The following is a 21,269-nucleotide window of genomic DNA, read 5'->3' as shown; positions in this document are numbered from 1 at the left end:
CGGTGCGCGCCGGATGCGACAGGCCCGGCTCCGGGGTCGACTCGGGCCATGAGCACCGACCAGCCGCCCCCCGGGCCCGATGAGCCCCGGGATCAGGACAGCAGCGATCCGTTCGCCAAATATCCGCGGGCGAACGGATCCCCGTACGGGGATCACACCGCCGGGGCCGAGCCGTACGCCGGGATGCCCCCGCTCGCGCACCTCGGCCGCCGTCTGATCGCCCGGATCATCGACGCGCTGCTCATCGGCATCCCGGTCGGGCTCGTCCTGAGCGCGATCGCCGGCGGCTACGACCCGGTCGACGGCAGCGCCCGTTCGACCATCGTCACGCTGATCTACGTCCTGATCTACTTCGTCTACGAGGGGCTGATGCTGACCCGGGACGGCCAGACCGTCGGCAAGAAGGCGATGAAGATCCGGGTCGCCCTGCTGGAGAACGGCCAGCCGCCGGCCGGTCAGGCGGGCTGGGTGCGCGCCGGGGTCTACGCCCTGCCCGAGATCGTGCCCTGCTGTGGCTTCCTCTTCTGGCTGATCAATGTGTTGTGGTGCACCTGGGACCGGCCCTACCGGCAGTGCCTGCACGACAAGGCGGCCAAGACCCTCGTGGTCTCGGCCGTGCCCTGAGCCCCTGAGCCCCTGAGCCCCTGAGCCCCCGAGCCCCAGAGGTGCCACCCTGAGCTTCCGGTCCACCAGGAGCGCTGATGTAATCGGGGCATGGCCCCCGACCCGCTGTCCTCGCCCCCGCACGCGTTCCCCGCCGGGATGCCCCCGCTGGCCACCCCTGGTCAGCGCTTCGCCGCCCGGCTGATCGACATCATCGTCCTCGGCGTCATCTGGACGGTGGCGCTCATCGCGACCGGCGCGCTCCAGTACACGATGGACCACCCGGGCGAGCAGCACATGGGCAAGGTGACCCTCGCGCTCATCGTCACGATGGCCGTCTACTTCGGCTACGAGGGCGTCATGCTGGCCCGCAGCGGACAGACGCTCGGCAAGAGGGCGCTGCGCATCCGGGTGGCGATGCTCGCCGACGGGGATGTGCCGGCCGGTCAGGGCTGGGTCCGCGCGGCGGTCTACGTACTGCCCGGGATGCTGATCCCGCTGCTCGTCGGCACGGTTTTCTGGCTGGTCAACTCGGCCTCCCTACTGTGGGACAAGCCGTTCCAGCGCTGTCTGCACGACAAGGCCGCGCGGACCGTGGTGGTGTCAGCCGCGCATTGAGTCGGCGTGCGCCCGGGTGCGCGCCCCCGCCGAGTCGGCCGGTCCGGACCCAGCCGTGGGGCTGCTGGTGCGGACGGTGCGGCTGGGGCGGGACGCCCGGGCCACCGGCACGGTGACGGCGACGAGGAGCCCGGACGCGAGCCCGACCACGGTGACCACCGCGATACCGAGTCCCGATTGGGTCTGGGACAGCAGCAGCATGGCGAAGGTCGAAAGAACGACGGTGGCCGAACCATAGGCAAGCTGTGCAGGAGTCGGACGCGGCATGGCGGTATCCGTCCTCAAGGGCGATATGCAGGGGGCATGGGTCAGGCTGATGTGACCGTCAGCTTGACTCTACGGTGGTGAATGCCCGAGGGGGAACGGAAGTAAGCGTGACCTCACCCACGGCGCCGTTGCACAGGGGGCGCACGGAATCATCGGCTGTTCCAACCGGCGCGCACGGCGCGCCCGTTGCTGTCCGTTAACCGGAACGCCGGGATCGCAGAACGTACTTGCCCCATCAGCCCAAGTCAAGGTCTGTCTTTTCTCCTGCCACTCCGGTCAAATGTCCGGCACCGGTGTGAAAGGGGAGGACTGAGCGAGTGAACAGCCAACGGAGAACGGCCAGATCGGCCGCCATAGCCACCGTGGTGGCCGCGCTCGGCGCGGCGGCACTCTCGACTGGCATGGCTCAGGCGGACGCGCCGTCTACGCGTGTTGAGCGCCATGATCCGGCGCCCGCGAAGACGGATGTCCAGCACGATCTCGAGGGCCCGTACAGCAAGCAGCAGGAGGCGCAGCGCCAGGAGGCGCTGCGTCAGGTCATCTCCGGCGACACCAAGGCGACCACGCGCGGGGCGTCGAAGGTGGTGAAGCTCGGCAAGGGCAAGTACGTCGAGCTGGCCCGGGAGAAGACCGACAAGATCTTCACCATCCTGGTCGAGTTCGGCGACAAGGTGGACGACACCACCATGTACGACCCGGACGGTGACGGCCCCGAGCCGCCGGTGAAGAAGTACGGCGGCGAGCCCGGACCGGCGCACAACACCATCGCCGAGCCGGACCGCGCCGACGACAACAGCACGGCCTGGCAGAAGGACTACAACCGCGAGCACTTCCAGGACCTCTACTTCTCCAAGGACAAGAAGAAGGAGTCCCTGAAGAAGTACTACGAGAAGCAGTCCTCGGGCCGCTACTCCGTGGACGGCGAGGTCTCCGACTGGGTCAAGGTCGACTGGAACGAGGCCCGGTACGGCTCCAACTACTGCGGCGACACCAACTGCGCCAACGCCTGGGACCTGATCCGCGACGGCGTCAACCAGTGGGCCAAGGACCAGAAGGCGGCCGGCCGCACCGACGCGCAGATCAAGGCGGACCTGGCCAAGTACGACCAGTGGGACCGCTACGACTACGACGCCGACGGCAACTTCAACGAGCCCGACGGCTACATCGACCACTTCCAGATCGTCCACGCCGGTGAGGACGAGTCCGCGGGCGGCGGGGCCGAGGGCGAGAACGCGATCTGGGCGCACCGCTGGTACGCGTACGGCACCGACGCGGGCAACACCGGCCCGGGCGAGAACAAGTCGGGCGGTACGCAGATCGGCGACACCGGCATCTGGGTCGGCGACTACACGATGCAGCCGGAGAACGGCGGCCTCGGCGTCTTCGCCCATGAGTACGGCCATGACCTGGGCCTGCCGGACGAGTACGACACCACCGGTAAGGGGGAGTCGTCCGTTGCCTACTGGTCGCTGATGTCCGCGGGATCCTGGCTCGGCACCGGTAAGGACGCCATCGGCGATCTGCCCGGCGATATGAACGCCTGGGACAAGCTGCAGCTCGGGTGGCTGAACTACGCCACGGCCAAGGCCGGGAAGAAGTCGACCCACACGCTCGGGGTCGCGGAGTACAACACCAAGAACAAGCAGGCGCTGGTCGTCGAGTTGCCCGCCAAGCCCGTCACCACCGAGGTGGTCGCCCCCGCCGAGGGCACCAAGCAGTGGTGGAGCGGGATGGGGGACGACCTGAAGAACACCCTGACCCGGTCCGTGGACCTCACCGGTAAGTCCAAGGCCAGCCTGGACCTCCAGGGCTGGTGGGACATCGAGGAGAACTTCGACTACCTCTACACCGAGGTCTCCACCGACGGCGGCGCCAACTGGACGCCGATCGACGGTACGGCGGACGGCAAGGCCATCCCGCGCGACGCCGGTGACAAGCCCGCGCTGACCGGCACCGCCGGGGCGTACAAGAAGCTCTCCTTCCCGCTGGACGCCTACGCGGGCAAGAAGATCGAGCTCCGCTTCCGCTACCAGACCGACGGCGGTGTGGCGCAGAAGGGCTTCGCGGCCGACGCGATCACTCTGACCGCCGATGGCACCCCGGTCTTCAGCGACGGCGCCGAGGGCGATGACAACGGCTGGACCGCGAACGGCTTCTCGCGCATCGGCGCGTCCTTCAGCAAGGACTACCCGCAGTACTACATCGCCGAGAACCGCCAGTACGTGTCGTACGACACCACCCTGAAGACCGGTCCGTACAACTTCGGCTGGGCCTCCACCCGGCCCGACTGGGTCGAGCACTTCCCGTACCAGAACGGCCTGCTGATCTGGCAGTGGGACACCTCGCAGCCGGACAACAACGTCGGCGTCCACCCGGGCAGCGGTCTGATCCTGCCGATCGACGCGCACGCCACCCCCGAGAAGTGGGCCGACGGCACGCTGATGCGCAACCGGATCCAGGCGTACGACTCGCCCTTCAGCCGGCTCCCGTCGGACGGCTTCACGCTGCACAACGACGGTAAGGCCGCCAAGGTGAAGCCGAAGCCGGGCATCCCGGTCTTCGATGACCACAAGGGGACGTACTGGGACAAGGGCAATCCGACCGGCAGTGTGAAGATTGCTGACACCAACACCCGGGTCAAGATCCTCAAGGAGCTCCCGGGCGGCTCGACGATGACCGTCCAGGTCGGACCGTCCGCCTCCTAGATCCACACCGTCTGCGTTATCGCAGGTCAGAGCGGCAGCGGCCGTCGCCCCCTAGCGGGCGGCGGCCGTTCGCGTTTAGATGCCCCTACGACCAACTTGTTGACACGACGTCTCACGGGGGACATGACCCGCAATGGCCAACGGAGGATTCACCAAGCTGCCCGGCGGCAGCGTGGTGGTCGCACTGACGCTGCCGAGCCCGCTGGGCGAGGGCGGCGTCCGCGTCCTGGTACACGCCATGAACCGCCAGCGCGCCCTGACCAGGCTGCGCAATCTCGGGCTTCGCGCCGTCTACCTGCGCGGCAATATGGCCCCGCCGACACCCGACGAGGTGACGGCGGTGCTGCACCATCCCGACGGGCTGGTCTGGCGCACCGCGCCGGACCGGGGAGGGGAGCTCTGGCATCCGATCGCCGCTCTGCTCAGACCGCCGGCCCCGGCCTCGTAACGCCGGGGCACCTCGGCCCCGGCCTCGTAACGCCGGCTCCTCGTAGCATCGGGGCCCCTCGTGGCGCCGGGGCCCGGAGGGCGGCCGCAAGGGGCCGCCAGGGCGGCTGGGGGCGCCCAGAGCGCCTCCGGCGCCCTCAGACGACCGGCTTGCCGCTGAGCTCGACCCCGGCCGCCCGCAGCTCGCCCAGGGCGCGCTCGGTGGTGTCCGGGGAGACGCCCGCGGTCAGGTCCAGCAGGACATGCGTGGCGAACCCCTCGCGGCGCGCGTCCAGCGCGGTGGCCCGGACGCAGTGGTCGGTGGCGATGCCCACCACGTCCACCTCGGTCACCTCCCGCTCGCGCAGCCACTGGGCGAGCGAGGTGCCGTGCTCGTCGATGCCCTCGAAACCGCTGTACGCCGCCTTGTACGCGCCCTTGTCGAAGACCGCCTCGATCGCGCCGGAGCCGACGGCGGGCGCGAAGTTCGGGTGGAACCCGACACCCTCGGTGCCCGCGACGCAGTGCACCGGCCAGGTGTGCTCGTAGTCCGGGTGGTCCGAGAAGTGATCGCCCGGGGCGATGTGGTGATCACGCGTGGCGACGATATGGCGGTAACCGGGCGTCGCCTCCCCGATCAGATCGGTGATCGCGGCGGCGACATCCGCGCCCCCCGTCACCGCGAGGCTTCCGCCCTCGCAGAAGTCGTTCTGGATGTCGACGACGATCAGTGCCCGGTGCATGTCACCGAGGGTAGACACTCCGCGTCGATTGCGGCAGTGGGCATGCCCCGCGTTCCCCCTCATGACGCGCCTCAGGCCGGCAGGTACTCGGTGGGCAGGACCGGCTCCCCGCGCGAGAGCTGGGTCGCCGACAGCGGCAGCCCGGCCCGGGCCGCTATATGCCGGTCCCGCGCCGCGTCCAGCGGCTCCCGGGCCACGATCTCGCCGCCGCGCACCAGCTCCACCAGCAGCTGATGGCCCGCCAGCTCCTCGGGGACCGCACCGGTGCCGACCACCTCGGCCTCGGCCACACCGTGCTCGTCCACCCGCCGCGCCGCCCATTTGCGGCCGCCCACCGAGGACTTCGCGCCCATGGACTTCTTGGCCACCGGCAGCAGCGGCGCGTCCGGGGTGTCCGAACCGGCCCGCGCGACTAGCTTGTAGACCATCGAGCAGGTGGGGTGGCCGCTGCCGGTGACGAGCTGGGTGCCGACCCCGTACGCGTCCACGGGGGCCGCGGCCAGCGAGGCGATCGCGTATTCGTCGAGATCGCTGGTCACCGTGATCCTGGTGTTCTTGGCGCCCAGCTCGTCGAGCTGCTGGCGCACCCGGTGGGCGAGCAGCAGCAGATCGCCGGAGTCGATCCTTACGGCGCCCAGATCCTTGCCGGCCACCTCCACGGCGGTGCGCACCGCCTCGGCGACGTCATAGGTGTCCACGAGCAGGGTGGTGCCGCTGCCGTGCGCCTGGACCTGCGCCGTGAAGGCGTCCCGCTCGCTGTCGTGCAGCAGGGTGAAGGCGTGGGCGCTGGTGCCCACGGTGGGGATGTTGTAGCGGAATCCGGCCGCGAGGTCGGAGGTGGTGGCGAAGCCGCCGACGTAGGCGGCGCGGGCGGCGGCGACGGCGGCCAGCTCATGGGTGCGGCGGGCACCCATCTCGATGAGCGGCCGGCCGCCGGCGGCGGTGGACATCCGGGACGCGGCGGCGGCCACCGCGGAGTCGTGGTTGAAGATGGAGAGGATGACCGTCTCCAGCAGCACCGCCTCGGCGAAGGTGCCCTCCACCCGCATGATCGGCGAGCCGGGGAAGTAGACCTCGCCCTCGGGGTAGCCCCAGATGTCGCCGCGGAAGCGGTAGTCGGCGAGCCAGGTGAGGGTCGGCTCGTCCACGATCCGCTGCTGGGCGAGGAAGTCCAGGACGTCGCTGTCGAAGCGGAAGTTCTCGACGGCGTCCAGCACCCGCCCGGTGCCCGCGACGACACCGTAGCGGCGGCCCTCGGGGAGGCGCCTGGTGAATACCTCGAAGACCGAGCGGCGGTCGGCGGTGCCCGCCCGCAGCGCGGCCTGCAGCATGGTGAGTTCGTACCGGTCGGTGAAGAGTGCGGTCGACGGCACGTCCACCGGCAGTCCCAAGTCCGCAGTGTCCATGGTTGACGATGCTACCTCCCGTACTCGTCAGACTGACGAGATCTGGGTGCCGGTTTATGCGACGGACAGTGCCGGGTGGCAGCATGGGACGTGTGAGTGTCACGCCCGTGGAGATCGAACGTCCCGAAACCCGTGAAGCACCGATGTCGGTGCCCGAGCCCGACGTTCCCTGGGTGACGGTGGTGCACAACGACCCCGTCAATCTCATGAGCTATGTGACCTACGTCTTCCAGAGCTATTTCGGCTATTCCAAGGACAAGGCGCACCGTTTGATGCTCGACGTCCACCACAAAGGCCGCGCGATCGTCTCGAGCGGCAGCCGCGAGGAGATGGAGCGCGACGTGCAGGCGATGCACGGCTACGGCCTGTGGGCGACCCTCCAGCAGGAGCGCTGATGTCGGGACGCTTCGAGCCGCTGCCCGGCGGCGGCGCCGCCCTCGCGCTGGACGAGGTCGAGATCTCCATTCTGCGCAGCCTGGCCATGCAGCTCGCCGAGCTGATCGGCCCGGGCGACCAGCCCGCCGAGGGCGGTGACCCCCTGGACGCGCTCTTCGCCGACGGCCCCAGCAAGCCGCCGGCCGATCCCGCGCTGGCCCGGCTGTTCCCGGACGCCTACTGCGCCCCGGACCAGGAGCTGGGGCCGCGGGAGGAGAAGGAGGCGCGGGAGGCGTCCGCGGAGTTCCGCCGCTTCACCGAGAACGACCTGCGGGCGCGCAAGCGCGACGACGCCCTGACGATCGTGCGCGACCTGGACTCGCTGGCCTCCGGGGCGTCCGCCGGGGCCCCGGGTGTGCTGGAGCTGGCGCCGGAGAAGGCCCGGCACTGGCTGACCGCCCTGAACGACCTGCGGCTGGCCATCGGTACCCGGCTGGAGGTCACCGACGAGGACGACGGCGGTGACCTGCTGCGGCTGCCGGACTCCGATCCGCGCAAGCCGATGGTGATGGCGTACTTCTGGCTCGGCGGGCTGCAGGAGACCCTCGTCGAGACCCTGATGCCGGAATAACTCTCTCCGGCGATTACTGAGTGTTCGTTTAGAGGATGCTCAACTCCGGATAACGATCGCATCACTGCGGTTGTGAACTTTATTGCGCGACATAACGTTTGTCCGCTTCTCCCTGTGGCGTGCACCACACGCTGCTCAGTCGATCGGCGTTGCGGTCGTGGTAAATCTTCACGATCGCCAGCCAGCCGCCACAGGGAGAAAGGCGCAGCAATATGACCTCAGCGGCTCCTGAAGAGGGCTATGAGCGCGGCCTGGGCAGTCGCCAGGTACAGATGATCGCAATCGGTGGCGCCATCGGCGTCGGCCTGTTCATGGGCGCCGGAGCGAACATCGCCAAGGCCGGCCCGAGCATCATCCTGATGTACGCCCTCGCGGGCGTGGTCATCTTCTTCATCATGAGAGCGCTCGGTGAGCTGCTCCTCTACCGCCCGGTCTCCGGGTCCTTCGCGGAATACGTTCGGGAGTTCCTCGGCCCGTTCTTCGGCTTTGTCACGGGGTGGACGTACTGGCTGATGTGGGTGGTGACCGGCATGGCCGAGCTCACGGCCGCCGCCATCTACATCAACTACTGGTACCCCTCGATCCCGCAGTGGGTCAGCGCCCTGGTCTTCCTGGTGGTGCTGTTCGGCGTCAACCTGATCTCGGTGAAGATCTTCGGTGAGGTCGAGTTCTGGTTCTCGATGGTCAAGGTCACCGCCATCATCGGCATGATCGTGATCGGCCTGGGCGTGCTCACCCTCGGCTTCTCCGACGCCGGTGACACGGCCGCCGCCTCCAACCTCTGGTCCCACGGCGGGGTCTTCCCCAACGGCATCGGCGACAGCCTGATGACCCTCCAGGGTGTGATGTTCGCCTACCTCGCCGTCGAGCTGGTCGGCGTCACCGCGGGCGAGTCCGAGGACCCCGAGAAGACCCTGCCCAAGGCGATCAACACGCTGCCCTGGCGCATCATCATCTTCTACGTCGGTGCCCTGGTGGTGCTGCTCGCCGTGGTCAAGTGGACCGAGTTCTCGGCCGGCGAGAGCCCCTTCGTGCATGCCTTCTCCAAGATCGGCATCCCGTTCGCGGCCGGCATCGTCAACTTCGTCGTGCTCACCGCGGCGCTGTCCTCCTGCAACTCCGGGATGTACTCCACCGGCCGGATGCTGCGCGGCCTGTCCGCCAACAACGAGGCCCCGAAGGCCTTCGGTCTGCTCAACGCCCGTAAGACCCCGGCCATCGGCATCACCGTCTCGGCGCTGCTGATGGGCATCGGCGTGATCCTCAACTACGTCGTCCCGGAGAAGGCGTTCACGTACGTCACCTCGGTGTCCACGGCCGCGGGCATCTGGGCCTGGGCGATGATCCTTATCAGTCATATCAAGTACCGCAAGGCCGTGACCTCCGGCCGGCTGCCGGCCTCGTCCTTCCCGGCCCCGGGTGGCGCCGTCTTCAGCTGGGTGGCGCTGATCTTCCTGATCGGCGTGACCTGCCTGATCGCGTACGACAAGGACGCCCGGGTCTGTCTGTACGTGGGCGCCGGCTGGGCCGTGTTCCTGGTGATCGGCTGGTTCATGCTGAAGTCGCGCGAGGGTGGCCAGCCGGGTGCGCACGCCGAGGCGGAGCCGGAGTACGCGCGCAAGTAAGCCGTATCGCCTTTCGGGCGCCGTATCTCAGCAGGCGGGCTCCGGACCACTGTCCGGAGCCTGCCTCCTATTGTGTGCTCATGCTGACCATCACCCAGGCGCTCCACGACAAGATCGTCGCGCACGCCCGCGCGGACCACCCGGACGAGGCATGCGGCGTGATCGCGGGCCCGGCCGGAAGCGGCCGAGCCGAGCGGTTCATCCCGATGCTGAACGCGGCCCGCTCGCCCACCTTCTACGAGTTCGACTCGGGTGACCTGCTCAAGCTCTACCGCGAGATGGACGACCGGGACGAGGAGCCGGTGGTCATCTACCACTCGCACACCGCCACCGAGGCATACCCCTCACGCACCGATATCTCCTACGCCAATGAGCCCGGTGCCCACTACGTCCTGGTCTCCACGGCGGAATGCGGCAATGACGAGGGACCCGTCCAGTTCCGGTCCTTCCGGATCGTGGACGGCGAGGTCACCGAGGAAGAGGTCGAGATCGTCCCGGGCACCTGAGTGACCTGCGCGTCTCGTATCGCGGTCATTACCCGTCCGTATCACGGGATGACCTACCGGAGCCCGGACCGGGAATCGATACGATGAGTCCATGGTTTTCGATGACGTGAGCGAGAAGACGCCGGGCATGCTGCTCGTGGCGCGGCTCCACGTCGACCTGTGCCGGCTCGCCAGCGCGATGTGTCCGCGCCGCGCCGTGGCCGCCTGAGCGCGCACCCGAGACGCCCCGACGCCCTTCGACGACGCCCTCCCGGCCGCTCCGGCCCGGGAGACCCCCCCGCCCTCCGACAGGAGCCCAGACATGGCCATCGAGGTCCGCATCCCGACCATCCTCCGCACCTACACCGACGGCCAGAAGGCGGTCGAGGGCAGCGGGACCACGCTTGCCGAGCTCTTCACCGACCTCGAGACCCGGCACGCCGGGATCCAGGAGCGCCTGGTCGACGGCGGTGAGCTGCGCCGCTTCGTCAACGTCTATCTGAACGACGAGGACGTCCGCTTCCTCGACGGTATCTCCACCAAGCTCGCGGACGGCGACAGCGTGACCATCCTCCCCGCCGTGGCAGGTGGGGCTCTCGGGGCGGAGCCCCGTCCTGCTGGGGTGGTGGCCGGGCGACGGGCGGGCATGCTCTGATGCGGTACGACAGCCCCTTGGCCGCGGTCGGCAATACGCCGCTCGTCCGGCTGCCGCGGCTCTCGCCCTCCTCCGACGTACGGATCTGGGCCAAGCTGGAGGACCGCAACCCGACCGGCTCGATCAAGGACCGCCCCGCGCTCCATATGATCGAACAGGCCGAGAAGGACGGCCGGTTGACCCCCGGCTGCACCATCCTCGAGCCCACCTCCGGCAACACCGGTATCTCGCTCGCGATGGCGGCCAAGCTCAAGGGCTACCGCATCGTCTGCGTGATGCCGGAGAACACCAGCGAGGAGCGGCGCCAGCTCCTCGCCATGTGGGGTGCGGAGATCATCTCCTCGCCCGCCGCCGGCGGTTCCAACACCGCCGTCCGGGTGGCCAAGGAGCTGGCGGAGCAGCACCCGGACTGGGTGATGCTGTACCAGTACGGAAACCCCGACAACGCCGGTGCCCACTACGCCACCACCGGCCCCGAGATCCTCGCCGACCTGCCCTCCCTCACCCACTTCGTCGCGGGTCTCGGCACCACCGGCACCCTGATGGGCGTCGGCCGCTTCCTGCGCGAGAACAAGCCGGACGTCCAGATCGTCGCGGCCGAACCGCGGTACGACGACGTCGTCTACGGACTCCGCAACCTGGACGAGGGGTTCGTCCCCGAGCTGTACGACGAGTCCGTGCTGACCACCCGCTTCTCCGTCGGCTCCGAGGACGCGGTGACCCGCACTCGGGAACTCCTCGCCCAGGAAGGCATTTTCGCGGGCGTGTCGACCGGTGCGGCCCTGCACGCCGCCCTCGGTGTCGCCGGTAAGGCGGTCAAGGCCGGGCAGAGCGCCGATGTGGTCTTCATCGTCGCCGACGGTGGCTGGAAGTACCTCTCCACCGGTGTCTACACGGCGGCCACCACCGAGGAGGCGATCGCGACGCTGCACGGCCAGCTCTGGGCGTAGCCCTTCGGGCCGGTCGGCCGGCGGGGGCATGGCCGGGCGCCACCCGGCTCCGTCCTGGTGATTCCGCCCACAACGCGGGCCCATGGAGGAGCTGCCTGGGCTTTTGCGCCTTACGCTCGTGGGCACCGCATGACCCCCCGCACCGCCCATGGCCTTCGGCATGGGGACCCCTCAAGGAGGTTCCTGCTTCATGAAGCTCACCGTCGTCGGATGCTCAGGGTCGTTCCCGTCCGCGGAATCGGCCTGCTCGAGCTACCTCGTAGAGGCCGACGGCTTCCGGCTGCTCCTCGACATGGGCAATGGCGCCCTTGGCGAGCTGCAGCGCCACTGCGGTCTCTACGACCTCGACGCTGTACTGCTGTCCCATCTTCACCCCGATCACTTCATCGACATGTGCGGATACTTCGTCGCGCGCTACTACCGGCACGACGGTGGCCGCGCCGAGGCGATCCCCGTCTACGGCCCCGAGGACACCGAGCGGCGGCTGGTCCAGGCGTACGACGACCTGCCCGATGAGAAGTCGATGCGTGAGGTCTTCGACTTCCGCACCCTGACGCCCGGCAGCTTCGACATCGGCCCCTTCACCATCCGCGCCGAGCGCGTCTGCCACCCCGTGGAGGCGTTCGGCTTCCGGATCGAGTACGGCGGCCGCTCGCTGGTCTACTCGGGCGACACGGGCCCCTGTGAGGCTCTGGTGGACCTGGCCCGGGGCGGCGACCTCTTCCTGTGCGAGGCGGCCTTCACGCACGGCAAGGAGGACATCCCGGAGCTGCATCTCAACGGCCGCCAGGCGGGTGAACACGCGCTGCGGGCGGGGGTCGGGAGCATGGTGCTCACCCACATCCCGCCGTGGACGGACCCCCAGATCAACCAGCGCGACGCCCAGGCGGTCTTCGGCGGCCCGGTGGAGCTGGCCAAGGCGGGCGCGGTCTACGAGGTGTAACGGACGGTGAACGACGAAGCGCCGGGCTGGAGGACCAGCCCGGCGCTTCGTCGTTCACCGTGGTGCGTGCTCGGTGGCTACTTCTTGCCGTCCGCCACCGCGGCGTCGTCCAGGGAGTCCTCCGGTTCTCGTCCCGGCGTCGGGATGTTGAACTTCGTGATCACGAAGCGGAAGACCACGTAGTAGACGACGCTGAACGCCAGCCCGATCGGGATCAGCATCCAGGCCTTCTCGCTGTGCGACCACCCCAGCAGATAGTCGAACAGCCCGCCGGAGAAGGTGAAGCCGCTGCGGATGCCGAGTGCCCAGGTCAGCGCCATGGACAGGCCCGTCAGCACCGCGTGGATGCCGTACAGCAGGGGCGCGATGAACATGAACGAGAACTCGATCGGCTCGGTGACACCGCAGACGAACGCCGTCAGCGAGACCGAGATCATCATGCCCATCACGGCCTTGCGCCGCTCGGGACGGGCGCAGTGCGCGATCGCCAGACCGGCGGCGGGCAGCGCGAACATCATGATCGGGAAGAAGCCCGTCATGAACATTCCGGCCGACGGGTCGTCGTGGAAGTAGCGCGCGATGTCGCCGTGCCAGGTCTGGCCGCCGGAGCTGAAGTCGCCGAACTGGAACCAGGCGAACGAGTTCAGCAGCATGTGCATGCCGACCGGGATCAGCAGCCGGTTGACCACACCGAAGATCCCCGAGCCGACCGCGCCATTGGACGACAGCCACTCGGAGAAGTTGTTGAGGCCGTCGCCTATCGGGCCCCACAGGTAACCGAAGAGCACGCCGTAGATCACGCCCGCGAAGGACATCAGGATCGGGATGAAGCGACGGCCGCTGAAGAAGCCCAGCCAGTCCGGCAGCCGGGTGCGGTGGTACTTCTCCCACAGCACCGCGGCGGTCAGGCCGACCACGATGCCGCCGAGGACGCCCGGGTCCTCCGGCTTGCCGGTCACCTCGCTGACGAAGCCGGTCAGGACGTTCTTGTAGACGAGGAAGCCGACCAGGCCCGCGAACGCCGTGGTGCCGTCCGACTTCTTCGCGAAGCCGATGGCCACGCCGATGCAGAAGAGCAGGGCCAGGTTGTCGAAGAGCGCGCCGCCCGCGTGGGCGAAGATCTCCGCGAGCTTGTTCCAGCCGAGTCCCGTCTTGCCGAAGACATCGTCCTGGCCGAGCCGGCTCAGGATGCCCGCGGCGGGCAGAGCGGCGACGGGGAGCTGGAGGCTGCGCCCGATCTTCTGCATACCCTTGATCAGACCGGCACCCCGCTTCTGGGCGGGCGCGGCCGGGGCGGTGGCCGTACTCATCGGATTCCTCCTGGTGAGGCGGGCTCTCAGGGGAGGGGCGGCCCGCGCTATGGTCTAAACCACATGTGGTGTAGACCTGTTGTAGCACGTAGGGATCCGCTAAAGGAATCTATCGTTCCAAGTGACGAGTGACTTCCTCACCCGCATAATGGTGTAGACCATTTGCCGCAACGCGGACACCACGCGGACAGCAGGACGACAGGAGCGAACATGGCCACCAAGGCTGACAAGATCGTCGAGGGGCTCGGCGGCATCGACAACATCGTCGAGATCGAGGGCTGCATCACCCGCCTGCGCACCGAGGTCAAGGACGCCGCCCTGGTCGACGAGGCCCTCCTGAAGGCCGCCGGTGCCCATGGCGTGGTGAAGATGGGCACGGCGATCCAGGTGGTCATCGGCGCCGACGCGGACCCCGTCGCCGCCGAGATCGAAGACCTGATGTGACCTCCCGAGACCTGATGTGACCTTCCGGGCCCGGAGTGCCGTCCCCCGGGAGCGGGGCCCTCGCCGGACGCGGACCGGGGGCCTCCGCGATGCCGATAGGCTCATCTCATGTCTCGTATCGACGGCCGCACCCCCGACCAGCTCCGACCCGTGACCATCGAGCGCGGATGGAGTAAGCATGCCGAGGGCTCGGTCCTCGTCTCCTTCGGCGATACGCGGGTCCTGTGCACCGCGAGCGTCACCGAGGGCGTGCCGCGCTGGCGCAAGGGCAGCGGCGAGGGCTGGGTCACCGCGGAGTACGCGATGCTGCCGCGCTCCACCAACACCCGGGGCGACCGCGAGTCCGTCCGCGGCAAGATCGGCGGCCGTACGCATGAGATCTCCCGTCTCATCGGCCGTTCGCTGCGCGCGGTGATCGACTACAAGGCGCTCGGCGAGAACACCATCGTCCTGGACTGCGATGTCCTCCAGGCCGACGGCGGCACCCGCACCGCCGCCATCACCGGCGCCTATGTGGCGCTGGCCGACGCCATTGGCTGGGCCCGGGGCAAGAAGCTCATCAAGGCCACCCGGCAGCCGCTGACCGGCACCGTCTCCGCCGTCAGCGTCGGCATCGTCGGCGGCGTGCCCCTGCTCGACCTCTGCTACGAGGAGGACGTGCGCGCCGAGACCGACATGAACGTGGTCTGCACCGGCGACGGACGCTTCGTCGAGGTGCAGGGCACGGCGGAGGGCGAGCCCTTCGCCCGCGAGGAGCTGAACGGGCTGCTGGACCTCGCCGTGGCCGGTTGCGAGACCCTGGGCGGAATCCAGCGCGCGGCGCTGGCCCAGGAGAGGTGACGACGGCGCCGAGCAACCGTCGCGCGGCGCCCGGCGTTTAGTCAGGTACCAGCACCGTTCCCGGGGAAGGACCCATTCCATGGCGCCGCGCCACCGTCACCGCCGTACCACCGCCGTCACCGCTCTCGCCGCCGTCGCGCTCATCGTGCCGGTCACCGTCGGCTGCAGCGCGGTGGAGAAGGCCCTCGACTGTGCCCAGCTCGCGGTCGAGATATCCAACGACGTGGACAACCTCCAGGACGCCCTGACCGGTGCCGCGGTCAATCCGCAGGACGCCGACAAGATCCTGGACGCCCTCGACAAGGACATCGACAAGGTGGGCGACCGCACCGACAACGCGGACGTCGGCAAGGCCGTGGACGACCTCCAGAAGGCCCTGGACAACGTCCAGAAGTCCGTGGACAGCGGCAAGCACCCCGATATGACTCCGGTCAGGGACGCGGCGGGCGAGCTGACCGGTGTCTGCTCGCCCTGACCTCCCCTCGATAATCGAGAGCTATGCAGCAACACACTGAGGGACACCGCCCGCACCCCCGCCGTCTGGTCCTCGCGACCCGCAACGCCTACAAGATCACCGAACTGCGCTCGATCCTGGGCGAGATCGGCCTGGACGCCGAACTCGTCGGCGCCGACGCCTATCCGGAGGTCCCGGACGTCAAGGAGACCGGCGTGACCTTCGCGGAGAACGCCCTCCTCAAGGCCCACGCCCTGGCGCAGGCCACCGGCCACCCCGCCATCGCCGACGACTCCGGCCTGTGCGTGGACGTCCTCGGCGGGGCGCCGGGCATCTTCTCGGCCCGCTGGTCGGGCCGGCACGGCGACGACCGCGCCAATCTCGACCTACTGCTCGCCCAGCTCTCCGACGTCCCCGACGAACACCGCGGCGCCCACTTCGCCTGCGCCGCCGCCCTCGCCCTCCCCGACGGCACCGAGCGCGTCGTCTCCGGCCGGCTCACCGGCACGCTCCGTCATGAGCCCGTGGGCGGCGGGGGGTTCGGCTACGACCCCATCCTCCAGCCGCACGGCGAGACCCGCACCTGTGCCGAACTGGACCCCGAGGAGAAGAACGCCATCAGCCACCGCGGCAAGGCGTTCCGCGCGATCGCCCCGATCGTCCGCGAACTCCTGGGGTGAGCGGCCCCGTAGGACGCCGCAGGCCCGGCCCGCGATGAGGCGGGCCGGGCCTGCGTTCGCGCGGCGTGCGGCCGGAGGGACTCGAACCCTCACGGGAGTTACCCCACTGGGACCTAAACCCAGCATGACTGCCAATTCCATCACGGCCGCTCGGCACGGTCATGGTACTGCCTGGTGAACGGGGTCCGGGGCGGCAGCCCCGGGTCCGTCACAGCCCCAGGTCTTTGATGATCTTGGCTACGTGGCCGGTGGCCTTGACGTTGTACAGGGCGCGCTCGACCTTGCCCTGCTCGTCGACGATGACGGTGGAGCGGATCACGCCGATGACCGTCTTGCCGTAGAGCTTCTTCTCGCCGAAGGCGCCGTACGCATCGAGGGTCTCCTTGGCGGGGTCGGCGAGGAGCGTGACCTTGAGGTCCTCCTGGTCGCGGAACTTGGCCAGCTTCTCGGGCTTGTCGGGGGAGATGCCGATGACGTCGTAGCCGTGGCCGGCCAGGAAGGCGAGATTGTCGGTGAAGTCGCACGCCTGCTTGGTGCAACCGGGGGTGAGGGCGGCGGGGTAGAAGTAGACGATCACCTTACGGCCGGCGTGGTCGGCGAGCGAGACCTCCTTGCCGTCCGCGTCGGGGAGGGTGAAGGCGGGGGCGGTGTCGCCGGGCTGCAGTCGCTCGCTCATGGTCTGGTGCTCCTCGTGGCGTCGGGGGTACGTACCCGACATTAGCCAGCTTCCCGTCCGGGGGTGCCGTGGGGCGGGGAGGAGGGCGAGCTGACAGACTGTCCATCACGAATCATCGAGACTGACGGAGGCAGCGCGGTGTCGGATGCCAGGACCCCTGCGCAGATCGAGGCGGACATCGCCCGCAGGCGGCAGGAGCTCGCCGTGACGCTCGACGAGATCGGGGTGCGGATGCACCCGAAGACGATCATCGGGGACGCGAAGGCGAAGGCGGCGTCGGCCGTGGACCGGACCGCCGGGCGGGCCTATGTGTCCGCCAACCGCGTGGTGACGGGCGTGCGGGGCCAGTTGGTGTCGGAGGACGGCCAACCCCGCATGGAGCGGATCGTGCCGGTCGCGCTCGCCGTGGCCGGGCTGGTCGGACTGCTCGCGCTCTCGGCGAGGTCCTCCCGGTCCGCCAAGGCGTCCCGCTCCTCGCGGTGCGCCAAGCGGCGCCGCTGAGCGAAGGGCGGCCCGGTGCCGCTGAGCGAAGACGGCCCGCACCGGCCCTGAGGCGTCATCGCGCCGTCCGGCCAGGTACGGTCATGGCGTGAGTGCGAACACGACCCATGACAAGCTGCCCATCCGGATGCTGCACGACCGTGTGCTGGTCCGCACCGACATTCCGGAGGGCGAGCGCCGGTCGTCCGGCGGCATCGTCATCCCCGCCACCGCGGCGGTCGGCAGGCGGCTGGCCTGGGCCGAGGTGGTCGCGGTCGGGCAGAGCGTACGGACCGTGGAGCCCGGTGACCGGGTGCTCTACGACCCGGAGGACCGGGCCGAGGTCGAGGTCCGCGGGGTCGCCTACGTCCTGATGCGGGAGCGCGACCTGCACGCGGTGGCCGCCGAGCGGCTGGAGGGCGCGGAGGACTCCACGGGGCTCTACCTGTAGGAACACCGCGGGATCGGACATGACAGAGGGTGGTGACGGTCTCCGTCACCACCCTCCGCTGTTCGTGGTCCGCGGTCTCAGCCGCCCACCGGCCCCCCTGGGTCGCCCGGATCGCCACCCGGATCACCTGGCCCGCCCGGGCCCGGCTCGGTCGTCGGCCCCCCGGTGGGGAAGTCCGTCGGCGGGGTGGTGACCGGCGGCTGGGTCGTCGGCGGCGTCGGCGGGGTGTCGGTCGGCGCCGTGGGGACCGAGGTGTCCGGCGGGGCGTCGGTCGGGGGAGTGGTGACCACCGGCGGCAGGGAGCCCGGAGACTGCTGGCCGGGCTGGGAGCCGTCGGGGGTGCTCGCCCCGTCCTCCAGCCGCAGATCGAACTCGGCCGGTGGCTTGCCGTCCAGCGCGCCCGACGTGTACTGCGCCCAGATCTCGGCGGGATAGCCGCCGCCGTTGATCCGCTCCAGGCCCGTCGCCCCGTACAGCGGCTTCTGCACGCCGGTATTGGAGTCCTGGCCCATCACCGCGACCACGGTCGCCAGATCCGGGGTGTAGCCCGCGAACCAGGCGGCCTTGTCCTCCTCCGCGGTGCCCGTCTTGCCCGCCGCCGGGCGCTCGGCGGCCTGGGCGGCGGTGCCGGTGCCGCCGTCGACCACGCTCTGCAGTATCGAGGTGGTGGTGTCGGCGGCGCTGCGCGGGATGGCCTGCCGGTTCTCCCGGTCCGGGAGACCGACCCGCGCACCGTCCTTGGTGACCTCCTCGACCAGGCTGTACTTGCCGTGCTCGCCGTGGTTGGCGAGGGTCGCGTACGCCTCGGTCATGTCCAGCACGCTCGCGGTGGCGGGGCCGAGCGCGATGGAGGGGGAGGCGTGCAGATCGGGGGTGTTCTTGGGGACGCCCAGGTCGATGGCGGTCTGCTTGACCTTGGCGGGGCCGACGTCCTGGGCCATCTGCGCGTACACCGAGTTCACGGAGTTGTCGGTGGCCGTGGTGACGTCGATGTCGCCATAGTCGACGTCGTCCTCGTTGGCGGGGGAGTAGCCGGTGGGCCCCTCCGGGCCGACGACCTCGCGCTTGTTGTCGCCGTTGTAGAGGGTGTCCGGGGTGATCGTCTGACCGTCCTGGGTGGTGGACCCGTAGCGCACCGCCGAGGTGAAGACGAATGGCTTGAAGGTGGACCCCACCTGGTAGTCACGGCGGGTCGCGTTGTTGACGAACTGCTTGGTGTAGTCGATCCCGCCGTAGAGCGCGACCACCTTCCCGGTCTTCGGGGCGATCGAGGCGCCGCCCGCGCGGACATAGCGGTCGACCTTGCGGTCCTCCGGGCTGAGCTTGCTCATCAGCCGGTCGCGGACGGCCCCCGCGAAGGCGTCCTGCTTCTTCTTGTCGATCGTGGTGGTGATGCGGTAGCCGCCGCGCGCCAGGGTCTGCTCGTCGATGATCCCGTTGCTGGTGAGGTAGTCCTCGACGGCCTCGACGAGATAGCCGCGCTGGCCGGACATGCCCGAGGGGGCCCTGGCCTCGGAGGGCGCGGGGAAGGTCATCTTCTGCTGGTCGGCCCTGGTCAGCCAGCCCTTCTTCACCATGCCGTCCAGGACGTAGTGCCAGCGGGCCGTGGCCCGCCCCTTGTTCTGCGGATGGGCGACGATGTCGTAGGCGCTGGGGGCGTTCAGCAGGGTCGCGAGATACGCGCCCTGGGTGGTGTCGAGCTCGCCGATGTCCTTGCCGTAGTACGCCTGGGCGGCGGCCTGGATTCCGTAGGCGTTGCGCCCGAAGTAGCTGGTGTTGAGGTAGCCCTCGAGGATCTTGTCCTTGCTCACCTCCCGGTCCAGCTTGATCGCGATGAAGAACTCCTTGGCCTTGCGGGTGACCGTCTGCTCCTGGTCCAGGTAGTAGTTCTTCACATACTGCTGGGTGATGGTGGAGCCGGACTGCTTGCCCTTGCCGGTGGCGGTGTTCCAGGCGGCCCGGACCATCGCCTCGGGGTTGATGGCCGACTCCGAGTAGAAGTCCCGGTCCTCGGCCGCCAGCACCGCGTGCTGGATCCGCTTGGGAATCTGGCTGAGCTGGACGTTCTCCCGGTTGACCTTGCCCTCACGGGCAAGCTGGGAGCCGTCGGAGTAGAGGAAGACATTGCTCTGGGCGATGGCGGCTCTGTTCGCCGGGGGGATGTCGACGAGCAGATAGCCGGTGACGAGCCCGCCCGCGATCAGCAGGACGATCAGGAGGAAGCCGCCGAGGAGCATGCGCCAGGTGGGCAGCAGCCGGCGCCATCCGGTGCGCTGGGGGCGGCCCTTTCTGCCCTTGGCCGGTTTGCCTGCGGGGAGGCCGTCCGCGCGGTGCGGCGTGTCGTGGTTGCCATCGTCGATGCCGGGCCGGGCACCCGTTCCGGCCGCGCCACCGTCGATCAACTGGGGCTCGTCGCTCATGTCTCCTGAGACTCCTCGGCCGCCGTCGAAGGTTGCGCGGCGGCAGGATCGTGCACGGTCGGGCGATTCGCGTCGTACGCCCGATAAAACACTGTCGCATCATCCGTTCCGGGCCGGGGACGTGGCGCGCACCCGTGACTGGTCTGTGACCGGCCATATGGATGATTCCGCTCACACCATCCGGTGAATATTGGCTGGCCGTCTCTCCGGTCACCCCACTAGGCTCCGGATTTTGGCGCCGATCGGGCGGTGCGGTCGGGGAGGGAGGGACGGGCGGATGCGGCTGTACGCGGCCGTCGCGGTCAGCGGCTTCAAACGCTACGCGACGTATCGGGTCGCCACCGTGGCCGGGGTCTTCACCAATACCGTTTTCGGCTTCATCCTCGCCTACACCTACACCGCGCTGTGGGACGAGCGGCCGCACCTCGGCGGCTACGACCTCGACCAGGCGCTGACCTTCGTCTGGCTCGGCCAGGCCCTGCTGGCGGCCGTGGCGCTGATGGGCGGCGGCTTCCAGGAGGAGCTGCAGGACCGCATCCGCTCCGGTGACATCGCCGTGGACCTCTACCGCCCCGTCGACCTCCAGTCGTGGTGGCTGGCCACCGAGCTCGGCCGGGCGCTGTTCCAGTTGCTGGGGCGCGGCGTGGTGCCGATGGGGATCGGGGCGCTGGTCTTCGAACTCCGGCTGCCCGCCTCGCCGTTGACCTGGCTGTGGTTCCTGCTGTCGGTGGCGCTCGCGGTGTGCGTCGGTTTCGCGGTGCGCTATCTGGTCTCGCTCGCCTCCTTCTGGCTGCTCGACGGGACGGGGCTGTCCATGCTGAGCGGGCTGCTGTGCCTGTTCTTCTCCGGGATGATCCTGCCGCTCAACGTCTTCCCCGGGCAGCTCGGCGAGATCGCCCGCGCGCTGCCCTGGGCGGCGATGCTCCAGGTGCCCGCGGATGTCTTCCTGGAGGAGCACCGGGGGGCGGGGCTGCTGGGGGCCTTCGCCTTCCAGACGGGATGGCTGGTGGTGCTGCTGGCGGCCGGGCGGGTGCTGCAGTCGGTGGCGACCCGGAAGGTGGTGGTCCAGGGTGGCTGAGTCC

Annotated in this window: 25 protein-coding genes and 1 tRNA gene; 19 read left to right on the top strand and 7 right to left on the bottom strand. The window is 69.2% G+C overall.

The window, feature by feature from the left end:
* Window positions 1-48: 48 nt before the first annotated feature.
* Both CGL27_RS19775 and CGL27_RS19770 read left to right on the top strand, forming a co-directional pair.
* Window positions 49-624 (top strand): RDD family protein, encoded by a 576-nt coding sequence (locus CGL27_RS19775; RefSeq protein ID WP_119988982.1) that lies wholly within the window; start codon window positions 49-51, stop codon window positions 622-624.
* A gap of 90 nt (window positions 625-714) precedes the next feature.
* Window positions 715-1,221: an RDD family protein gene (locus tag CGL27_RS19770; RefSeq protein WP_119988980.1), complete on the top strand. Its 507-nt coding sequence runs from the start codon at window positions 715-717 to the stop codon at window positions 1,219-1,221.
* Here the strand turns inward: CGL27_RS19770 and CGL27_RS19765 are convergent.
* Window positions 1,207-1,488 (bottom strand): hypothetical protein, encoded by a 282-nt coding sequence (locus tag CGL27_RS19765; RefSeq protein ID WP_119988979.1) that lies wholly within the window; start codon window positions 1,486-1,488, stop codon window positions 1,207-1,209. The genes CGL27_RS19770 and CGL27_RS19765 overlap by 15 nt on opposite strands.
* A 317-nt stretch (window positions 1,489-1,805) precedes the next feature.
* Between CGL27_RS19765 and CGL27_RS19760 the strand changes: the two genes are divergently transcribed.
* Complete coding sequence (locus CGL27_RS19760) at window positions 1,806-4,193, top strand: immune inhibitor A domain-containing protein (protein ID WP_119988977.1); 2,388 nt, start codon at window positions 1,806-1,808, stop codon at window positions 4,191-4,193.
* A gap of 133 nt (window positions 4,194-4,326) precedes the next feature.
* Window positions 4,327-4,641, top strand: a complete 315-nt coding sequence (locus tag CGL27_RS19755) for a hypothetical protein (protein ID WP_078641706.1) — start codon at window positions 4,327-4,329, stop codon at window positions 4,639-4,641.
* Window positions 4,642-4,777: 136 nt separating this feature from the next.
* On the opposite strand, the gene CGL27_RS19750 is transcribed toward CGL27_RS19755, so the two are convergent.
* Both CGL27_RS19750 and CGL27_RS19745 read right to left on the bottom strand, forming a co-directional pair.
* The gene (locus CGL27_RS19750; RefSeq protein ID WP_119988975.1) at window positions 4,778-5,362 is read right to left on the bottom strand and encodes a nicotinamidase; all 585 of its coding nucleotides are present in this window, start codon (window positions 5,360-5,362) and stop codon (window positions 4,778-4,780) included.
* A 71-nt stretch (window positions 5,363-5,433) separates the two neighbouring features.
* A complete protein-coding gene (locus tag CGL27_RS19745) occupies window positions 5,434-6,768 on the bottom strand; it encodes a nicotinate phosphoribosyltransferase (RefSeq protein ID WP_078641704.1) in 1,335 nt (444 codons plus the stop codon).
* A gap of 83 nt (window positions 6,769-6,851) precedes the next feature.
* On the opposite strand from CGL27_RS19745, the gene clpS reads away from it, so the two are divergent.
* The 8 genes from clpS (at window position 6,852) to CGL27_RS19710 (ending at window position 12,432) form a co-directional block, all read left to right on the top strand.
* A complete protein-coding gene (gene clpS / locus CGL27_RS19740; RefSeq protein WP_203348453.1) occupies window positions 6,852-7,163 on the top strand; it encodes an ATP-dependent Clp protease adapter ClpS in 312 nt (103 codons plus the stop codon).
* Complete coding sequence (locus tag CGL27_RS19735; RefSeq protein WP_119988974.1) at window positions 7,163-7,774, top strand: DUF2017 domain-containing protein; 612 nt, start codon at window positions 7,163-7,165, stop codon at window positions 7,772-7,774. The genes clpS and CGL27_RS19735 overlap by 1 nt, the downstream gene beginning before the upstream one ends.
* A 212-nt stretch (window positions 7,775-7,986) precedes the next feature.
* The gene (locus CGL27_RS19730) at window positions 7,987-9,399 is read left to right on the top strand and encodes an amino acid permease (RefSeq protein ID WP_078641701.1); all 1,413 of its coding nucleotides are present in this window, start codon (window positions 7,987-7,989) and stop codon (window positions 9,397-9,399) included.
* Window positions 9,400-9,479: 80 nt separating this feature from the next.
* Window positions 9,480-9,905 (top strand): M67 family metallopeptidase, encoded by a 426-nt coding sequence (locus tag CGL27_RS19725; RefSeq protein ID WP_078641700.1) that lies wholly within the window; start codon window positions 9,480-9,482, stop codon window positions 9,903-9,905.
* 91 nt (window positions 9,906-9,996) lie between these two features.
* On the top strand, window positions 9,997-10,113 hold the full coding sequence (locus tag CGL27_RS53550; RefSeq protein WP_014061047.1) for a putative leader peptide: 117 nt from the start codon (window positions 9,997-9,999) through the stop codon (window positions 10,111-10,113).
* Window positions 10,114-10,206: 93 nt separating this feature from the next.
* Window positions 10,207-10,539 carry a MoaD/ThiS family protein gene (locus CGL27_RS19720; RefSeq protein WP_119988972.1) on the top strand — a complete coding sequence of 111 codons (333 nt, stop codon included), beginning with the start codon at window positions 10,207-10,209 and terminating at the stop codon, window positions 10,537-10,539.
* On the top strand, window positions 10,539-11,489 hold the full coding sequence (locus CGL27_RS19715; protein WP_078641698.1) for a cysteine synthase: 951 nt from the start codon (window positions 10,539-10,541) through the stop codon (window positions 11,487-11,489). The genes CGL27_RS19720 and CGL27_RS19715 overlap by 1 nt, the downstream gene beginning before the upstream one ends.
* 190 nt (window positions 11,490-11,679) lie before the next feature.
* Window positions 11,680-12,432, top strand: a complete 753-nt coding sequence (locus CGL27_RS19710; RefSeq protein WP_014061044.1) for an MBL fold metallo-hydrolase — start codon at window positions 11,680-11,682, stop codon at window positions 12,430-12,432.
* Window positions 12,433-12,509: 77 nt separating this feature from the next.
* On the opposite strand, the gene CGL27_RS19705 is transcribed toward CGL27_RS19710, so the two are convergent.
* Window positions 12,510-13,742, bottom strand: a complete 1,233-nt coding sequence (locus CGL27_RS19705; RefSeq protein WP_078641696.1) for a PTS transporter subunit EIIC — start codon at window positions 13,740-13,742, stop codon at window positions 12,510-12,512.
* 162 nt (window positions 13,743-13,904) lie between these two features.
* On the opposite strand from CGL27_RS19705, the gene CGL27_RS19700 reads away from it, so the two are divergent.
* The 4 genes from CGL27_RS19700 to rdgB all read left to right on the top strand — a co-directional run bounded on the left by CGL27_RS19700 (window position 13,905) and on the right by rdgB (window position 16,160).
* Window positions 13,905-14,186 carry a PTS glucose/sucrose transporter subunit IIB gene (locus CGL27_RS19700; protein WP_257789973.1) on the top strand — a complete coding sequence of 94 codons (282 nt, stop codon included), beginning with the start codon at window positions 13,905-13,907 and terminating at the stop codon, window positions 14,184-14,186.
* 108 nt (window positions 14,187-14,294) lie between these two features.
* Complete coding sequence (gene rph / locus CGL27_RS19695) at window positions 14,295-15,026, top strand: ribonuclease PH (protein ID WP_119988969.1); 732 nt, start codon at window positions 14,295-14,297, stop codon at window positions 15,024-15,026.
* A 79-nt stretch (window positions 15,027-15,105) separates the two neighbouring features.
* Window positions 15,106-15,501 carry a hypothetical protein gene (locus CGL27_RS19690; protein WP_078641694.1) on the top strand — a complete coding sequence of 132 codons (396 nt, stop codon included), beginning with the start codon at window positions 15,106-15,108 and terminating at the stop codon, window positions 15,499-15,501.
* Between the two features lie 23 nt (window positions 15,502-15,524).
* Window positions 15,525-16,160 carry an RdgB/HAM1 family non-canonical purine NTP pyrophosphatase gene (gene rdgB / locus CGL27_RS19685; RefSeq protein WP_119988966.1) on the top strand — a complete coding sequence of 212 codons (636 nt, stop codon included), beginning with the start codon at window positions 15,525-15,527 and terminating at the stop codon, window positions 16,158-16,160.
* Window positions 16,161-16,226: 66 nt separating this feature from the next.
* Here the strand turns inward: rdgB and CGL27_RS19680 are convergent.
* Together CGL27_RS19680 and bcp are read right to left on the bottom strand one after the other, a co-directional pair.
* Window positions 16,227-16,310 (bottom strand) — tRNA-Leu (locus CGL27_RS19680).
* A 58-nt stretch (window positions 16,311-16,368) separates the two neighbouring features.
* Entirely contained in the window at window positions 16,369-16,836 is a 468-nt protein-coding gene (gene bcp, locus CGL27_RS19675; RefSeq protein ID WP_014061038.1) for a thioredoxin-dependent thiol peroxidase, read from the bottom strand.
* Between the two features lie 138 nt (window positions 16,837-16,974).
* Between bcp and CGL27_RS19670 the strand changes: the two genes are divergently transcribed.
* Window positions 16,975-17,337, top strand: coding sequence for a DUF3618 domain-containing protein (locus tag CGL27_RS19670; RefSeq protein WP_119988964.1), 363 nt, complete (start codon window positions 16,975-16,977; stop codon window positions 17,335-17,337).
* A 127-nt stretch (window positions 17,338-17,464) separates the two neighbouring features.
* On the top strand, window positions 17,465-17,767 hold the full coding sequence (locus CGL27_RS19665) for a co-chaperone GroES (protein ID WP_052393151.1): 303 nt from the start codon (window positions 17,465-17,467) through the stop codon (window positions 17,765-17,767).
* Between the two features lie 77 nt (window positions 17,768-17,844).
* Here the strand turns inward: CGL27_RS19665 and CGL27_RS19660 are convergent, their stop codons facing one another.
* Entirely contained in the window at window positions 17,845-20,187 is a 2,343-nt protein-coding gene (locus tag CGL27_RS19660) for a transglycosylase domain-containing protein (RefSeq protein WP_119988961.1), read from the bottom strand.
* A 277-nt stretch (window positions 20,188-20,464) separates the two neighbouring features.
* Here CGL27_RS19660 and CGL27_RS19655 point away from each other — a divergent pair, with 277 nt between their 5' ends.
* The gene (locus CGL27_RS19655) at window positions 20,465-21,265 is read left to right on the top strand and encodes an ABC-2 family transporter protein (RefSeq protein WP_078641690.1); all 801 of its coding nucleotides are present in this window, start codon (window positions 20,465-20,467) and stop codon (window positions 21,263-21,265) included.
* Window positions 21,266-21,269: the final 4 nt, after the last annotated feature.

Source organism: Streptomyces sp. 11-1-2 (assembly GCF_003595545.1).
Lineage (GTDB): Bacteria > Actinomycetota > Actinomycetes > Streptomycetales > Streptomycetaceae > Streptomyces > Streptomyces hygroscopicus_B.
This window is presented reverse-complemented; position numbering and strand designations above follow the sequence as displayed.

What these genes read in the sequence shown, in the direction of transcription:
- CGL27_RS19660 (WP_119988961.1), bottom strand. Translation starts at nt 20,187, where the DNA reads ATGAGCGACGAGCCCCAGTTGATCGACGGTGGCGCGGCCGGAACGGGT.
- CGL27_RS19765 (WP_119988979.1), bottom strand. Translation starts at nt 1,488, where the DNA reads ATGCCGCGTCCGACTCCTGCACAGCTTGCCTATGGTTCGGCCACCGTC.
- rph (WP_119988969.1), top strand. Translation starts at nt 14,295, where the DNA reads ATGTCTCGTATCGACGGCCGCACCCCCGACCAGCTCCGACCCGTGACC.
- clpS (WP_203348453.1), top strand. Translation starts at nt 6,852, where the DNA reads ATGGGACGTGTGAGTGTCACGCCCGTGGAGATCGAACGTCCCGAAACC.
- CGL27_RS19705 (WP_078641696.1), bottom strand. Translation starts at nt 13,742, where the DNA reads ATGAGTACGGCCACCGCCCCGGCCGCGCCCGCCCAGAAGCGGGGTGCC.
- rdgB (WP_119988966.1), top strand. Translation starts at nt 15,525, where the DNA reads ATGCAGCAACACACTGAGGGACACCGCCCGCACCCCCGCCGTCTGGTC.
- CGL27_RS19750 (WP_119988975.1), bottom strand. Translation starts at nt 5,362, where the DNA reads ATGCACCGGGCACTGATCGTCGTCGACATCCAGAACGACTTCTGCGAG.
- CGL27_RS53550 (WP_014061047.1), top strand. Translation starts at nt 9,997, where the DNA reads ATGGTTTTCGATGACGTGAGCGAGAAGACGCCGGGCATGCTGCTCGTG.
- bcp (WP_014061038.1), bottom strand. Translation starts at nt 16,836, where the DNA reads ATGAGCGAGCGACTGCAGCCCGGCGACACCGCCCCCGCCTTCACCCTC.
- CGL27_RS19745 (WP_078641704.1), bottom strand. Translation starts at nt 6,768, where the DNA reads ATGGACACTGCGGACTTGGGACTGCCGGTGGACGTGCCGTCGACCGCA.
- CGL27_RS19775 (WP_119988982.1), top strand. Translation starts at nt 49, where the DNA reads ATGAGCACCGACCAGCCGCCCCCCGGGCCCGATGAGCCCCGGGATCAG.
- CGL27_RS19735 (WP_119988974.1), top strand. Translation starts at nt 7,163, where the DNA reads ATGTCGGGACGCTTCGAGCCGCTGCCCGGCGGCGGCGCCGCCCTCGCG.
- CGL27_RS19755 (WP_078641706.1), top strand. Translation starts at nt 4,327, where the DNA reads ATGGCCAACGGAGGATTCACCAAGCTGCCCGGCGGCAGCGTGGTGGTC.
- CGL27_RS19720 (WP_119988972.1), top strand. Translation starts at nt 10,207, where the DNA reads ATGGCCATCGAGGTCCGCATCCCGACCATCCTCCGCACCTACACCGAC.
- CGL27_RS19665 (WP_052393151.1), top strand. Translation starts at nt 17,465, where the DNA reads ATGCTGCACGACCGTGTGCTGGTCCGCACCGACATTCCGGAGGGCGAG.
- CGL27_RS19725 (WP_078641700.1), top strand. Translation starts at nt 9,480, where the DNA reads ATGCTGACCATCACCCAGGCGCTCCACGACAAGATCGTCGCGCACGCC.
- CGL27_RS19710 (WP_014061044.1), top strand. Translation starts at nt 11,680, where the DNA reads ATGAAGCTCACCGTCGTCGGATGCTCAGGGTCGTTCCCGTCCGCGGAA.
- CGL27_RS19770 (WP_119988980.1), top strand. Translation starts at nt 715, where the DNA reads ATGGCCCCCGACCCGCTGTCCTCGCCCCCGCACGCGTTCCCCGCCGGG.
- CGL27_RS19655 (WP_078641690.1), top strand. Translation starts at nt 20,465, where the DNA reads ATGCGGCTGTACGCGGCCGTCGCGGTCAGCGGCTTCAAACGCTACGCG.
- CGL27_RS19730 (WP_078641701.1), top strand. Translation starts at nt 7,987, where the DNA reads ATGACCTCAGCGGCTCCTGAAGAGGGCTATGAGCGCGGCCTGGGCAGT.
- CGL27_RS19690 (WP_078641694.1), top strand. Translation starts at nt 15,106, where the DNA reads ATGGCGCCGCGCCACCGTCACCGCCGTACCACCGCCGTCACCGCTCTC.
- CGL27_RS19715 (WP_078641698.1), top strand. Translation starts at nt 10,539, where the DNA reads ATGCGGTACGACAGCCCCTTGGCCGCGGTCGGCAATACGCCGCTCGTC.